This window comes from Flavobacterium helocola (assembly GCF_038289885.1).
GTDB lineage: Bacteria > Bacteroidota > Bacteroidia > Flavobacteriales > Flavobacteriaceae > Flavobacterium > Flavobacterium cheniae.
Window position 1 is genome coordinate 215,638 of the sequence record NZ_JBBYHT010000003.1, and the last position, 15,925, is coordinate 231,562.

Below are 15,925 nucleotides of genomic sequence, written 5' to 3' on the forward strand. Positions count from 1 at the left end.
CAATTGCCCCCTTTGGGGGTTAGGGGGCCAATATCATGCAAGAAGGTATATCAGGTAAAATAGCCAATTTTTTCATCAACTCAAAACTAACCATTTTATTGATGGTAGCGTTGATGATAATTGGTACATACAGTTCGTTCTTAATTCCAAGAGAAGAAGAACCACAAATTAATGTTCCTATGGCCGACGTAATGGTGGGTTATCCAGGAGCAAGTCCGAGCGAAGTTGAAAGTAGAGTGATTAAACCGCTTGAAAAAGTAATTTCGAACATCAAAGGAGTAGAGCACATTCATAGTATGGCAATGAACGGTCAGGCAATGATGGTCGTGCAATTTTATGTGGGTGAAAACAGCGAAGATTCGTATGTAAAATTATACGACGAATTGATGAAACACCAAAATATGTTTCCACAAGGTGTTTATCAACCGATGGTAAAAACACGTTCTATTGACGATGTTCCGATGTTAGGCTTAACGCTTTGGAGCGAAAAATATGATGATTTTCAATTGCGTCAAATAGCAGAAGAAGTTACTTCGGAAGTTGAAAAAGTAAAAGACGTTGCTATTACGAAAGAAATTGGTGGAAGAACCCGCGAGCTAAAAGTAGTTTTAGACAAAGATAAAATGGGCGAAAATGGTGTAGATGCATTGAGCATTATGCAAATGATTCAAGCCAATAACGGAAGTTCGCAATCAGGAAGTTTTGTACAAAATGACACCGAATATTTAGTCACAACGGGTAAATTTTTAGCCACTTCGGAAGATGTAGAAAACTTGGTCGTTGGCGTAAATAATAATATGCCCGTTTATCTAAAACAAGTAGCATCCATTCAAGACGGACCACAAACACCAAAGAATTATGTTTCTTTTGGGTACGGAAAAGCGAATGAAAAATTCTCAAAACACAATTCGGAATATCCAGCTGTAACCATTTCGATTGCAAAAGTTAAAGGTGCGGATGCGATGAAAATTTCAGAGAAAATTCTGGAACGAGTAGAAGCTTTAAAGAAAAATTTAATTCCAGCCGATGTACACGTTGAAGTTTCTAGAAACTATGGAGAAACAGCATCGCACAAAGTAGGAGAGTTGTTATTGCATTTGGGAGTTGCGATTATTGCAGTAACTGTTTTAGTAATGCTAGCCATGGGTTGGAGAGGTGGATTAGTGGTGTTTTTCTCGGTTCCGTTAACCTTTGCATTGACTTTATTTAGTTATTATTTATTAGGGTATACGTTAAATAGAATTACGCTTTTTGCTTTAGTTTTTGTGGTAGGAATTGTAGTAGACGACAGTATTATTATTGCCGAAAACATGCACCGACATTTCAAAATGAAGCGACTGCCGTTCAAACAAGCGGCTATTTATGCGATTAACGAAGTAGGAAACCCAACCATTCTAGCGACTTTTACCGTTATTGCAGCAATCCTTCCAATGGCTTTCGTATCAGGAATGATGGGGCCTTACATGAGTCCGATGCCAATTGGCGCTTCGATTGCGATGATATTATCGTTGTTTGTGGCTTTGACTGTTACACCATATTTGGGATACCATTTATTACACGAAAAAGACGAGCAAGAACATAAAGAAGAACAAGGGTTAGAAACCTCATGGATTTATAGAATTTACAAAAAAATTGAAGAACCACTTTTAGACAATTCTAAAAAACGTAATCTAATGTTTTTGATTACTGGCGTTTTGTTAATTGGTTCGGTTTTGATGTTTTTTACGAAATCAGTTGCGGTTAAAATGTTGCCTTTTGATAATAAAAACGAATTCCAAGTCGTAATCGATATGCCAGAAGGATCTACGTTAGAACGAACTGCAGCGGTTACCAAAGAAATTGCGCAATATCTTTCAACTGTTCCAGAAGTGGTGGATTATCAGAATTATGTAGGTGCATCGGCTCCAATTACATTTAATGGTTTAGTGCGTCATTACGATATGCGCGGTGGAAGCAATATGGCGGATATTCAGGTAAATTTACTACACAAAGAAGATAGAGATTTACAAAGTCATGATATCGCAAAAGTTGTTCGTCCTGAAGTGCAAAAAATTGCAAAAAAATACGGTGCGAATGTAAAAATCGTTGAAGTTCCGCCAGGTCCACCAGTTTTATCAACTTTAGTAGCTGAGGTTTACGGACCAAATTATGAAGACCAAATCAAAGTTGCGAACCAAGTTAAAACCATTTTGGAAACCACTTCAGATGTAGTGGATACCGATTGGATGGTAGAAGCACCTCAAGTAGAATACAAATTAGAAGTTGACAGAGAAAAAGCCATGTTAAATGGAATTGCTCCACAGCAAGTAGTTGGTAACTTAACGTATTTGTTGAGAGAAATGCCAGTTTCTAATTTATACGATGAGCGTTCGAATAATCCTGTTGGCATTACACTTTCATTAGAAGACAAAGACAAAACTTCGATGCAAGATATTCAAAACTTGAAAATAAAAGGCAATCGTGGCAATGTAGTTCCTGTGAGTGATTTGGTAAAAGTTACTACGGATACTTTACAAAATACGATTTACAGAAAAGATCAAAAACGAGTGGTATATGTTTTAGCTGATATGGCGGGAGCATTAGAAAGTCCGGTGTATGCGATTTTGGGAATGAATGAGAAGTTAGCAAAAATAAATGTGCCAAAAGGATATAAAGTAAACGAATTGTACATGGATACTCCATCTGATGAAAGCGATTTCACCGTAAAATGGGATGGAGAATGGCAAATAACCTTAGAAGTGTTCCGTGATTTAGGAGCTGCTTTTTTGGTCGTAATTATTGTGATTTACATGTTGATTGTAGGTTGGTTCCAAAACTTCAAAACACCATTAGTAATGATGGTTGCCATTCCACTTTCATTGGTTGGAATTGTGTTAGGTCACTGGGTTTTAGGTGCTTTCTTTACGGCAACTTCATTCATTGGAATGATTGCTTTAGCTGGAGTTATGGTTCGGAATTCGGTCTTACTGATTGACTTTATCGAAATCCGTTTGAACGACGGAGTTCCAATGAAACAAGCTATCATTGAAGCTGGAGCCGTTAGAACAACACCAATCTTGTTAACTACTGGAGCAGTAGTAATCGGAGCATCCATCATCTTGTTTGATCCAATTTTCCAAGGATTAGCGATTTCGTTAGTAGCGGGTGCAATTGTATCAACATTATTAACATTGATTGTAGTTCCATTGATTTACTATATCACGGAACGTAAAAAATGGGAGAAGAATAATTAAATTAATGTCATTCTGAACTTGTTTCAGAATCTAAAAAATATAAACATGAAATTAGTGTTAATTACCGCCATAGCAGAATTTGAAAAAGACGTCAAAAAGATGCTAAAAGAAGCTAAAGTAAAATCGTATTCGTACAAAGATGTAAAAGGTTTTAGAGATGCTTCAGAGAAAAATGTAGAATCTAATTGGTTTGGTTCAGAAATGAATGAAACGGATTCAATAGTTTTTTACGCTTTCATTTTACAACAAAATTTAGATACTTTGTTTCAAGAAGTTAATCAATTCAATAAGGAACAAAAAACAATATCAAAAGTTCATTTAGCAGTATTTTCAGTAGAACAGTATAATTAAAAATTAAAGATTATGATAAACAGATTAATAAGAGCAATAGCAGGAACCTTCATCATTTTAAGTGTGTTGTTAGGAATGTATGTGAATGAAAATTGGTATTGGTTTACCATTTTTGTTGGAGCCAATTTGTTACAATCCTCCATTACCAAATGGTGTTTAATGGAAGATATTTTAAGAAAAGTATTTAAGATTCAAGATTAATGGCATACTTTTTTTTATAATTTAGCGTTATTAAACAAAACAAAAATCATGAAAAAATTAAAATTAATCTCAATTTTATCTTTGCTATTATTTGTTAGCATAGGTTGTTCGGATGAGGATGATACTTCTAATCAAGTATCAAACCCAACAGAAATTACTTCTACCGTAACGGATGGAGTGTGGATAGTAACTTTATACAAAGAAGATGCGGTTGTTCAAACCGATAATTATGCGGGCTATAGTTTTACCTTTGGATCAGATGGTGCTTTGTCAGCCACTAATGGTGTAACAACACAAACAGGTGACTGGAGTACATATATTGACAGCGGTTACACTAAATTAGATATTATGTTTACGGCTATTGATGGTCCATTTGAAGAAATTAGCGAAGATTGGAATGTTATTTCAAGAACCACTACTAAAATCGAATTAAAACACGTAAGCGGTGGTGATGGTAGTGTTGATTATTTAACATTCGAAAAGGACTAATATTAAAAATTAAAATAAAACCAGCTTTTTAGCTGGTTTTATTTATTTAAAAGTACTTTTTCATAATTAATTTATATTAGTTTTGTCTTTGTTCAAAAACAATATTAAAAGTTATGAATTTTTTTCAAAAAATCAGCTATTTACAATATCCTTTGATGTTGTTTGCAATGTATTTTGCAATTAAGCCTTATACTTATATTTTTGAAGTAGGTGTAAATAATCAAGATAAAATGTTTGCTGATTTGAATAGTCTTTTAATTTTTATGGGACTTGGAATCAGTTTTTCTACTCTTCAAGACACTTCGAAAACTCAAAATAAATTTTCATTAAAAATATGGCAAAATCCAAAAAAAGGAAAAAGAACTATATTTTTTATCGCTTTTTTTACTTTTTCAATATTGTTTTTAGGTTTGGGTTTGTTTTTGTTTTCTGAAAAACAACAATTAAAAGATTTGTCATTTGGAATTATTGCACTTGCTATTGGTTTAATAGGTTTATTGAAAGCTTCAATAGAAATGTTTAATAACCATAGATTAGATAAAAATAGCAACAATACAATAGAGACTTTTTAATTACAATAAAACTATTTTAATTTATAAACAGAAGTAATGTAAGAAAAAACTAAATGTTTTTTTTTTAAATAGTATGGGACTATCTCTTAATAATACTCACTGCTGTTCCTGTTATTGTAACTATTACATAATTACTAGTTGTTAGTTCAATATCAACATTTATTCCTACAATGGCGTTTGCATTTAATTTCTCTGCATTTGCTTTAAGTTGTTCAAAAGCTTGGTCTTTGATTTCAGAAACACTTTCGCTTATTCCTGCGTAATATTTTTGCATGTTGAAAGTCATTTTCATTTTTTGCATATTTACTGCTGTTCCAGAGACAATGCCTCTGTATTCTGCAATGCTAAAACCATCAATAGAATTAGTTGTTGTTAAGATCATGGCTAATTAGTTATAAATTGATTATGTTTTAATTAGACTAATAGCATTCTATTTTGTTACATAAAAACCAATGCCTTCCGAATTTAAAATTCAGTCAGCTCATTATTCCTAAAATTATAATTCAAGAAAACATTTTTTAAGTAAACTACTATTTTGCGACTTTATAACTTTATCTTATCTTTGCACTTCATTACACAAATTCAAAATTATGTTTGATAATTTAAGCGATAAGTTAGATAAAGCCCTACATCTGTTAAAAGGTCATGGTAAAATTACCGATGTAAATGTTGCCGATACTTTAAAAGAAGTACGTAGAGCATTATTAGATGCCGACGTTAACTTTAAAATTGCTAAAGATTTTACTACAAGAGTAAAAGAAAAAGCAATTGGTGAAAACGTATTAACTACGTTACAGCCAGGTCAGTTAATGGTGAAAATTGTTAAAGATGAATTGACCGAATTAATGGGTGGTGATGCTACTGGAATTAATTTATCAGGAAACCCTACAGTAATTTTAATGTCGGGTTTGCAAGGTTCTGGTAAAACTACTTTTTCTGGAAAATTAGCTAATTTTCTAAAAACAAAAAAGAACAAAAAACCTTTATTGGTAGCTTGTGATATCTATCGTCCTGCGGCAATTAATCAGTTGCACGTAGTGGGTGGACAAATTGGTGTTGAAGTTTATTCAGAACCAGAAAATAAAAATCCTGTTGAAATTGCTCAAAACGCAATCAAACATGCAAAAGCAAATGGTTTCAATGTTGTAATTGTCGATACGGCTGGTCGTTTAGCAGTTGATGAGGAAATGATGAACGAAATTGCAAATGTTCATAAAGCAATTGAGCCACATGAAACTTTATTTGTTGTGGATGCCATGACAGGTCAAGATGCAGTGAACACAGCAAAAGCTTTCAACGATAGATTGAATTTTGACGGAGTTATCTTAACGAAGTTAGATGGAGATACGCGTGGTGGTGCTGCTATTTCGATTAAATCGGTAGTAAATAAACCAATTAAATTCATCGGTACAGGTGAAAAAATGGAAGCTATCGATGTGTTTTATCCAAATCGTATGGCGGATAGAATCTTGGGAATGGGAGACGTTGTTTCCTTAGTAGAAAGAGCACAAGAGCAATACGACGAAGAAGAAGCAAGAAAATTACAGAAGAAAATCGCTAAAAACGAATTTGGTTTCGACGATTTCTTGGCGCAAATTCAGCAAATCAAGAAAATGGGGAATATGAAAGACCTTGTTGGAATGATTCCTGGAGCTGGAAAAGCGTTAAAAGATGTTGAAATTGAAGATGATGCTTTCAAACATATTGAAGCTATCATTCAATCGATGACACCAGCTGAAAGAAGTAAACCATCTTTGATAGACGTAAAACGTAAAACTAGAATTGCCAAAGGTTCGGGAACAAAAATTGAGCAAGTCAACCAATTGATGAAACAATTCGACCAAATGAGCAAAATGATGAAAATGATGCAAGGTGGTGGCGGAAAAAATATGATGAAGGCTATGGCTGGAATGAAAGGCGGAATGCCAAAAATGTAAATTACAGTTTAAGGTTTAAATTTTCGAGTTTAAGCCTTATTTTTTTAAATATACTAACTATTTGTTTTGGGAAGCACACAACTTTTAAATCCAAAACACTAAACCTGAAATAAAAAAATGCAATTATTAGACGGAAAAAAAGTATCGGAAGATATTAAAAATGAGATTGCTGCTGAGGTAGCTCAAATGAAAGCTAATGGAGAAAAAGTGCCTCATTTAGCAGCTATTATTGTTGGTAACGATGGAGCGAGTTTAACGTATGTTGGAAGTAAAGTGAAATCGTGCGAGCGCGTAGGTTTTGAATCGACTTTGATAAAAATGCCAAGCACAACTTCTGAAACTGAATTGTTGAAAAAAATCAAAGAATTAAATGAAAATGATGATATTGATGGATTCATTGTTCAATTGCCTTTACCAAAACAAATTGATACACAAAAAATCATTGAAGCTATTGATCCAAGTAAAGATGTAGATGGTTTCCATCCAGAAAATTTTGGAAAAATGGCGTTAGATATGTCTACTTTTATTCCAGCAACACCTTTCGGAATTTTAGAATTATTAGAAAGATATAATGTTCCTACAGATGGTAAACATACCGTAGTTATTGGAAGAAGTCACATCGTAGGTAGACCAATGGGAATTTTAATGGGAAGAAAAGGATTTCCTGGAAATTCAACAGTAACTGTAACACATAGTCATTCTAAAAACATCAACCAAATTACATCTCAAGCTGATATTATTATCTCAGCATTAGGAGTTCCAAATTTCTTAAAAGCAGAAATGGTAAAAGACGATGTAGTTATTATTGACGTAGGTATTACAAGAGTAGAAGACGAAACCACAGAAAAAGGCTATAGGATTGTTGGCGACGTAGATTTTGAAAACGTTTCTAAAAAAGCATCATACATTACGCCTGTTCCAGGAGGTGTTGGACCAATGACAATTGCAATGTTGTTGAAAAATACGTTGTTAGCAAGAGAACAAAAGAGAAATAGATAATACAAAAGAGTTAATTAGAATATTTAAACAAAAAAGCCATTTCAAACGAAATGGCTTTTTTTTTATCTCTTCTGATAATCAGATGTAAAAAATAATTCAACCGTTGGATATTTCTGTTGCGTCATTTGGATAGAAAAATCACTATCGGCTAAGAACACCAACTGTCCATATTTATCATGACCTAAGAATTTTTGTTTCACACGTTTAAATTCGGCAAATTCTACATTTTTAGGATCTTGTGGTTTTACCCAACACGCTTTAAACGCAGGGAAGTTTTCATACGTACATTTCGCACCATATTCATGCTCTAAACGGTATTGAATTACCTCGTATTGAAGCGCTCCTACAGTTCCAATTACTTTTCTTCCGTTCATTTCTAAGGTAAACAACTGTGCTACACCTTCGTCCATTAACTGGTCAACGCCTTTTTCTAGTTGTTTCGATTTTAATGGATCAGCATTATTGATATATCTAAAATGCTCTGGTGAGAAACTTGGAATTCCTTTGAAATTCATGATTTCACCTTCAGTTAACGTGTCTCCAATTTTAAAGTTTCCAGTATCATGTAAACCTACGATATCACCAGGATACGAAATATCTACAATCTCTTTTTTCTCAGCAAAAAATGCATTCGGACTAGAGAATTTTAAATTCTTTCCTAAACGAACGTGTAAATACGGTTTGTTCTTTTCAAACGTTCCCGATACAATTTTGATGAACGCCAAACGGTCTCTGTGTTTTGGATCCATGTTGGCATGAATTTTAAATACAAATCCGCTTAATTTTTCTTCTTCAGGGTGAACTAACCTAGTATCTGATTCTTTTGCTCTTGGTGTTGGTGCAATTTCAACGAAACAGTCTAATAATTCACGAACTCCAAAATTATTCAAAGCCGAACCAAAGAAAACCGGTTGTAAATCGCCTGCCAAATATTCTTCACGACTAAATGCTGGATATACTTCTTCAATTAATTCTAATTCTTCACGTAAGCGATTTGCTGGTTTTTCACCAATTATCTTCTCTAATTCCGGATTATTGATGTCGTCAAAAGCAATCGTTTCTTCAATGTTTTTTCGACTATCACCTTCGAAAAGGTTGATGTTCTTTTCCCAAATATTGTAAATTCCTTGGAAATCGTATCCCATTCCAATTGGAAAACTCAATGGCGTAACGCGAAGTTTTAATTTTTGCTCCACTTCGTCCATTAAATCAAAGGCATCTTTACCTTCACGGTCTAATTTGTTAATGAAAACAATCATCGGAATGTTTCGCATTCTACAAACTTCCACTAATTTTTCAGTTTGTTCCTCAACCCCTTTTGCAACGTCGATTACTACGATAACACTATCAACTGCAGTTAAAGTTCTAAACGTGTCTTCTGCAAAGTCTTTGTGTCCTGGCGTATCTAAGATGTTGATTTTTTTATTTTGATAGTTAAAAGCCAAAACAGAAGTCGCTACCGAAATTCCTCTTTGTCTTTCAATCTCCATGAAATCGGAAGTAGCTCCTTTTTTAATTTTATTACTTTTTACAGCTCCAGCTTCCTGAATTGCGCCTCCAAACAACAATAATTTTTCAGTTAAAGTCGTTTTACCAGCATCGGGATGGGAGATAATTCCAAAAGTTCGTCTTCTTGCTATTTCTTCTATAAAACTCATTATTCAAAATTTTGTGCAAAAGTAACTTTTTTTTGCAGAATTTTCTGTTAATAGTCGCTTATAAATGTTGTGGAATAGTCTCGAATTCTTATTTTTGTCGATTACAACTTAAAATGTATGATTTATATGAAAATTAGTCGCCTACTTATTTTTGTTTTTTTAATAGCTCCAAGTTTTTTATTGGCTCAAACTAAGGAAGTTTTGTTTACTATTGATAATCATCCTTATTATACAGATGAATTCATGAGAGTATACAATAAAAATTTAGATTTAGTAAAAGATGATTCTCAGAAAGATTTAGACAAGTATTTAGATTTATTTTTGGGATATAAATTAAAAGTTGAAAAGGCAAATAAAATTGGTTTGCAAAACGGTACGAATTATCAGAACGAATTAAAATCGTATAGAAATCAATTGTCAAAGAATTATGTAAACGATTCTAAAGTTACCAATGAATTGGTGCATGAAGCTTATGACAGAATGCAGCAAGAAGTTAGAGCATCTCATATTTTAGTTTTGGTAGATGAAGGGGCATCGCCTCAAGATACCTTAAAAGCTTATAACAAAGTTCTTGATGTTAAGAAAAGATTAGATGCTGGCGAAGATTTTATTAAAGTAGCACAACAGTTTTCTGAAGATCCTTCAGTAAAAGAAAATAATGGTGATTTAGGTTATTTTTCAGCTTTCAGAATGGTATATCCTTTTGAAAATGCAGCTTACAAAACTAAGTTAGGTCAGATTTCAAAACCATTTCGTACTCGTTTTGGATACCACATCATAAAAGTTGTTGATAAGAGAGTGAATAGAGGAGAAGTTACAGTGGCACATATTATGATTTTAAAGCAAAATGATGCTGCTCAAAATGAAAAAGCTAAAACAACTATTGATGATATTTATAAAAAAATTCAACAAGGAGAAAATTTCGAAAGTTTAGCACAACAATTTTCTGAAGACAAATCATCATCTGCTAAAGGTGGTGTTTTGCAACGTTTTGGTTCTGGGCAGTTGAGTTCAGAAGAATTTGAAAACGTAGCTTTTGAATTAAAAGATAAAAATCAAATTTCAGTTCCTTTTCAATCACAATTTGGATGGCATATTGTAAAATTAATTGAAAAGCATCCTGTTCGTACTTTTGACGATATGAAATTTGAATTAGAGGAAAAAATTAGAAAAGATGAACGTTCTTTGTTAATTACTAATTCTTTGGCTAAAAAATTAAGAGCAAAATATACATTTACTAAAGACTCAAAATTAATTGCGACAATAAAGGGATTAGTTAATGATGAGTTTTACACTCAAACTTGGGTTGTTCCTGAAAAATCAAAAGATTTAAATGGAGTTGTTTTGACTATCAATAAAGATAGAAAAATCAATTCTAAAGTGTTTTTAGATTTTATTGCTTCAAAACAAAAGTCAAATATTAAAACAAAACCTGTTGCTAGATTAGTAGACGAATTGTTTGAAAAATTTGTTGACGAGCAATTAATAACCTACTATAATGATAATTTAGAAAATGAATTTTCGGAATTCAAAAATGTAATGGATGAATACAGAGATGGTTTATTGCTTTTTGATTTGATGGAAAAAGAGATTTGGAATAGAGCTAAAAATGATACTATAGGATTAAACGATTATTTTAAAAACAACATCAAAAACTATCAATGGAAAAAAAGATATAGTGCTGATATTTTATCATCAACGGATAGTAAAGTTGTTGAGAAAGCGCAAAAGTTTTTGAAAAAAGGAAAATCATTAGAATATATCAAAGAACAATTAAATAATGATGGTAAAGTAAATATCATGTCAAAATCAGGTATGTATGAAGAAGATTATGATGTTTTATCTCAATTTAAAGACTTGCCAAAAGGTGTCACCACTATTGTTTCAAAAGACCAATACTTTTTTGTTGTAAACATTTCGGATGTAAAGCCTGCTGGTTCAAAAGAGCTGTCTGAATGTAAAGGAAAAGTAATTAGTGATTATCAGCAATATCTAGAGAATAATTGGGTAGATGAATTAAAGAAAGAATTTACTATTAAGGTAAATCAAGATGTATTTGCCAAAGTAAAAAATCAGTTGCATAACTAAATGAAATACTGGATACAAATAATTTTACTTTTACTATTGGTTTCTTCGTGCGATTATTTCAAAGCGCCTAGAGAACCAAAAGCCATAGCGCGTGTTGGTAAAAGTTATTTATACGAATCCGATATCTTAAATTTAGTACCAAAAGGAACATCAGAACAAGATAGTATTGCAATTGTAAAATCTTTTATTGGTCGATGGGCAACTCAAAAATTACTTTTTGAAGCGGCAGAAAAAAATATAGGGAAAGATCAATTAGATGAATTTAATGTTTTAATTGAACAATACAAAGTTGATTTATACACCAAAGCTTACTTAGAAAATTTAGTAATTAGACAAGTAGATACTTTGGTTACAGACGATCAGATAGTAGATTATTACAATAAAAATAAGCAATATTTTAAGAATTCATCAGAGTTAGTAAAGTTGCGATATATCAATTTAGTTAAAGAAAATCCAAAATTTGCGAAAATTAAATCAAAGTTTAGTTCCTTTACCAAAAAAGATAAAAAGGAGTTAGAACAAATGGCGGTTCAGTTTAAAAGCTATGCTTTTAACGATTCTATCTGGGTAGATATTAATCAGGTTTATGAAAAAATTCCGTTTATTAATTTAGAAAATAAGCAGAAATACGTTTCAAGTGGAATGAATTTTCAGTATCCCGATTCAACAACTATTTGGTTAGTAAAAATTAATAACGTTTTACCAAAAGATAGCGCAACACCTTTAGAGTTTTTAAAACCTACAATTAAGCAAATTATTATCAACAATAGAAAATTAGAATTAATTAACACTTTAGAAAAAGAGATTACGAATGACGCAATCAAAGACAATAAATATGAAATTTATAAATAAGAGATTACTTTTTGCATTACTTTTTATTACATCAACAACAGTATTTGCACAGCCTAAGAAACAAAAAGTAGATGGAGTTGTAGCAGTGGTTGGTGATTATGTAGTATTGGATTCCGATATTGATTTGGATTACATTACATTAAAAGCACAAGGAGTTGACGTTAAGAACATTACCCGTTGTGAACTTTTTGGTAAACAATTAGAAGATAAATTATATGCTCACCAAGCTATTCAAGATAGTATTGTGGTTACAGATGCAGAAGTAAACGCCTATTTAAGTGAGCAATTAGATGCAGCAGTTGAGCAAATTGGTTCAATGGAAAAAGTAGTTAAATATTACAACAAAAAAAATGAGGAAGAGTTAAGAAATCATTTTTTTGATGCTGTAAAAATGAACAAGCTTACCACGCAAATGCAGAAAAAAATAGTTGATGGAGTTGAAATTACTCCAGAGGAAGTTAGAAATTTTTTCAAAGGAATTCCAGCTGATGAAATTCCAACATTTGGTGCCGAAATGGAAGTAGCTCAAATTGTAGTAAAACCAGTTGTTTCTGAAGATGAAAAGAAGCGAGTAATTGATAAATTAAAAGAAATCAAACAAGATGTATTAAACGGTTCTAGTTTCTTTAGTAAAGCGGTTTTATTTTCAGAAGACCCAGGATCGAGTTCAAATGGTGGTTACTACAAAATGAATCGTAAAACTGCTTTTGTTAAAGAGTTTAAAGATGTAGCTTTTAGTTTGGCTGAAGGTGAAATTTCTGAACCATTTGAAACCGAATTCGGTTATCATATTATCATGGTTGATAAAATTAAAGGTCAAGAAGTAGAATTGCGTCATATTTTAATTGCTCCAAAAGTTTCAACTCAAGCAATGAAAGATGCAAAAGCTAAAATTGATCAAATAAGAACTAAAATCATAAACAAGGAAATTACATTTGCCGATGCAGCTAAATCATCGTCAGACGAAAAAGAAACACGTAACAATGGCGGTGTTTTATTAAATCCAAGAACGATGGAGCCAAGATTTGAATTGACTAAAATGGATCCTGCTTTATATGCTCAAGTTTCTTCTTTAAAAGATGGAGAAGTTTCGTTACCAATTTTAGACGAAGAAAGAGGTTCAGGAAAGTTTTATAAAATAATCACAGTTAATAATAGAATTGAAGAACATCAAGCGGATTTCTCTAGAGATTATCTTAAAATTAAAGAATTAGCTTTAAGAGATAAGCAAATCAAAGAAATTGCTAAATGGTCTGAAGAAAAAATCAAAGAAACTTATATTAAAATAAGTGATGATTATAAAGATTGTGAATTTACTAACAATTGGTTAAAAAAATAAATTAACTAACCCTTTGAATTTTCAGAGGGTTTTTTATTATTTTAGAGGTTTAATAATTAAGTTCAATTTTCCGAATTCTAAATTCTAAATTCAATATGTCAGACGTAGCAGCCATTCAGGAATTAGTTCAAAGACAAAAAGCATTAAAACAAGAAATTGCTAAAGTAATTGTAGGTCAGGATGAAGTAGTACATCAAATTGTGATGAGTATTTTTTCTGGAGGTCACGCTTTACTTATTGGTGTTCCTGGATTAGCTAAAACTTTAATGGTAAATACCATTTCTCAAGCTTTAGGATTGAATTTCAAAAGAATTCAATTCACACCCGATTTAATGCCTTCGGATATTTTAGGAAGTGAAATTTTAGATGAAAATCGTCATTTTAAGTTTATTAAAGGACCAATTTTCTCTAATATTATCTTGGCTGACGAAATCAACAGAACACCTCCAAAAACGCAAGCCGCATTGTTAGAAGCCATGCAAGAGCGTGCTGTTACTGTTGCTGGACATCATTATAAATTAGATTTGCCATATTTCGTATTAGCAACTCAAAATCCAATTGAGCAGGAAGGAACGTATCCGTTACCAGAAGCGCAATTAGACCGTTTTATGTTTGCCGTAAAATTAGATTATCCAAGTTTTCAAGAAGAAGTTGATGTCGTGAAAGCAACAACATCCGATTTTAAACCAGTGGTAAATCCTTTATTCACGGCTCAGGAAATTATTGATTTTCAAAATGTAATTCGAAAAATTCCTGTGGCTGATAATGTAATTGAATATGCGGTTTCCTTAGTAAGTAAAACCCGTCCAGATAATCCATTGTCTAATGAATTTGTAAAAACTTATATCGATTGGGGAGCAGGACCAAGAGCTTCCCAAAACTTAATTTTAGCAGCAAAAACCAATGCCGCTTTTAATGGAAAGTTTTCACCAGACATCGAAGATGTTCAAGCGGTTGCAACCGGAATTCTTCGTCACAGAATCGTAAAAAATTACAAAGCCGATGCCGAAGGAATTTCTGAGGATGATATCATTAAAAAGCTGTTTTAAACAGCTTTTTTTTATTACTTTTATAAATCAATATAGACTTCTTGATAGTAAATTCACAAAATAGAATATTTGGTTTAGATTTAATGAGAGCCATTGCTTTAGTGTTGGTTGTTTTTTCTCATATTTACTTTCTAATAGATAGCAAAAACGATTTGTTAATTGCATTAAGTGGCCTTGCTGGATTTTTAGGAGTTGAAATATTTTTTGCATTAAGTGGGTTTTTAATTGGCAATATGCTACTGAAATTATTTTACAAAAATGATTTTTCAATAAAAGATGTAATTGTTTTTATAAAAAGGAGATGGTTTAGAACATTACCAAGTTATTATTTGGTTTTGTTTATAAACTTAGCATTGATGGTTTTTTTACAGTATAATATACCAAATATCTGGAAATATTTCTTTTTTTTGTAAAACTTAACTACTTACGAAATAGATTTTTATAGAGAATCGTGGAGTTTATCAATTGAAGAGTGGACATATACTTTGTCTCCAATAGTATTATTTTTAGTATATCAATTTCGATTTAAAAAAAAGAAATACGTTTTTTTACTATTTCTCTTGCTGGCAATAGTAGGTTTTCATGTTTTAAGATTTATTGCTTTCCCAAATCTTGATTTATCAAATTTAGATAAATGGAATATAAATATCAAATCCGTTGTTATTTATAGGATTGACGCAGTTTTATTCGGAATGATTATAGCTTGGATTTACTATTTTTATTCAAAAACAATTTATGAATTAAAATATATTTTAGTTGCTTTTGCTATTGGGCTTTTCGTTTTTCAGTTTTTTGTGTTACAAAGCTTTGATTTTTACTTAGAAACTTCACCTGTTTATTATAATGTATTTTATTTTACAATTATTTCTATAATTTGTTCGTCTTTATTGCCTTTTTTCATTCACTTACATTCACCAAATCGAACTATTTCTTCATTAGTGACTTTTTTGAGTAAAGTTTCTTATAGTGTGTATCTTCTTCATTACAGTATTGTTATGGTGCTTTTTAAATATTTCATCGAATTGTACAAGTTAGAAATAAGCAATTTTTTATTGATAATAATTTATTTATTAGTAACATTTTTTCTTTCTACAATTTTATATCGATACTATGAAAAACCTACAACTGATTTAAGAGATAAAAATTAAGTTTTAGTT

13 protein-coding genes and 1 pseudogene are annotated in these 15,925 nt (G+C 31.8%); 12 read left to right on the forward strand and 2 right to left on the reverse strand.

What is annotated here, in order from left to right; all coding sequences use genetic code 11:
• Positions 1-35: 35 nt before the first annotated feature.
• The 5 genes from AAEO58_RS08205 to AAEO58_RS08225 all read left to right on the forward strand — a co-directional run bounded on the left by AAEO58_RS08205 (position 36) and on the right by AAEO58_RS08225 (position 4,846).
• Positions 36-3,233 carry an efflux RND transporter permease subunit gene (locus tag AAEO58_RS08205; protein ID WP_341682982.1) on the forward strand — a complete coding sequence of 1,066 codons (3,198 nt, stop codon included), beginning with the start codon at positions 36-38 and terminating at the stop codon, positions 3,231-3,233.
• Positions 3,234-3,278: 45 nt separating this feature from the next.
• Positions 3,279-3,584 carry a hypothetical protein gene (locus AAEO58_RS08210; RefSeq protein WP_341682983.1) on the forward strand — a complete coding sequence of 102 codons (306 nt, stop codon included), beginning with the start codon at positions 3,279-3,281 and terminating at the stop codon, positions 3,582-3,584.
• 12 nt (positions 3,585-3,596) lie between these two features.
• Positions 3,597-3,785, forward strand: coding sequence for a YgaP family membrane protein (locus AAEO58_RS08215; protein WP_133609854.1), 189 nt, complete (start codon positions 3,597-3,599; stop codon positions 3,783-3,785).
• A gap of 48 nt (positions 3,786-3,833) precedes the next feature.
• Entirely contained in the window at positions 3,834-4,274 is a 441-nt protein-coding gene (locus AAEO58_RS08220; protein WP_341682984.1) for a hypothetical protein, read from the forward strand.
• A gap of 113 nt (positions 4,275-4,387) precedes the next feature.
• A complete protein-coding gene (locus tag AAEO58_RS08225; RefSeq protein ID WP_341682985.1) occupies positions 4,388-4,846 on the forward strand; it encodes a hypothetical protein in 459 nt (152 codons plus the stop codon).
• A gap of 79 nt (positions 4,847-4,925) precedes the next feature.
• Here the strand turns inward: AAEO58_RS08225 and AAEO58_RS08230 are convergent, their stop codons facing one another.
• Positions 4,926-5,228 (reverse strand): YbjQ family protein, encoded by a 303-nt coding sequence (locus tag AAEO58_RS08230; RefSeq protein ID WP_341682986.1) that lies wholly within the window; start codon positions 5,226-5,228, stop codon positions 4,926-4,928.
• Positions 5,229-5,436: 208 nt separating this feature from the next.
• Between AAEO58_RS08230 and ffh the strand changes: the two genes are divergently transcribed.
• Together ffh and AAEO58_RS08240 are read left to right on the forward strand one after the other, a co-directional pair.
• Positions 5,437-6,783, forward strand: coding sequence for a signal recognition particle protein (ffh, locus tag AAEO58_RS08235; RefSeq protein ID WP_341682987.1), 1,347 nt, complete (start codon positions 5,437-5,439; stop codon positions 6,781-6,783).
• Positions 6,784-6,900: 117 nt separating this feature from the next.
• On the forward strand, positions 6,901-7,782 hold the full coding sequence (locus tag AAEO58_RS08240) for a bifunctional 5,10-methylenetetrahydrofolate dehydrogenase/5,10-methenyltetrahydrofolate cyclohydrolase (protein ID WP_341682988.1): 882 nt from the start codon (positions 6,901-6,903) through the stop codon (positions 7,780-7,782).
• 62 nt (positions 7,783-7,844) lie between these two features.
• On the opposite strand, the gene AAEO58_RS08245 is transcribed toward AAEO58_RS08240, so the two are convergent.
• The gene (locus tag AAEO58_RS08245; protein WP_341682989.1) at positions 7,845-9,440 is read right to left on the reverse strand and encodes a peptide chain release factor 3; all 1,596 of its coding nucleotides are present in this window, start codon (positions 9,438-9,440) and stop codon (positions 7,845-7,847) included.
• A 126-nt stretch (positions 9,441-9,566) separates the two neighbouring features.
• On the opposite strand from AAEO58_RS08245, the gene AAEO58_RS08250 reads away from it, so the two are divergent.
• The 5 genes and pseudogenes from AAEO58_RS08250 (at position 9,567) to AAEO58_RS08270 (ending at position 15,916) form a co-directional block, all read left to right on the forward strand.
• A complete protein-coding gene (locus AAEO58_RS08250) occupies positions 9,567-11,528 on the forward strand; it encodes a peptidylprolyl isomerase (protein WP_341682990.1) in 1,962 nt (653 codons plus the stop codon).
• Positions 11,529-12,380 (forward strand): hypothetical protein, encoded by an 852-nt coding sequence (locus tag AAEO58_RS08255; protein ID WP_133609868.1) that lies wholly within the window; start codon positions 11,529-11,531, stop codon positions 12,378-12,380. It abuts the gene before it with no gap.
• The gene (locus AAEO58_RS08260) at positions 12,364-13,719 is read left to right on the forward strand and encodes a peptidylprolyl isomerase (protein WP_341682991.1); all 1,356 of its coding nucleotides are present in this window, start codon (positions 12,364-12,366) and stop codon (positions 13,717-13,719) included. Before AAEO58_RS08255 ends, AAEO58_RS08260 begins: the two co-directional genes overlap by 17 nt.
• Before the next feature lie 95 nt (positions 13,720-13,814).
• Positions 13,815-14,768, forward strand: a complete 954-nt coding sequence (locus tag AAEO58_RS08265) for an AAA family ATPase (RefSeq protein WP_262318019.1) — start codon at positions 13,815-13,817, stop codon at positions 14,766-14,768.
• Positions 14,769-14,851: 83 nt separating this feature from the next.
• A pseudogene (locus AAEO58_RS08270) lies at positions 14,852-15,916 on the forward strand (acyltransferase family protein).
• The last annotated feature ends 9 nt before the right edge of the window (positions 15,917-15,925 follow it).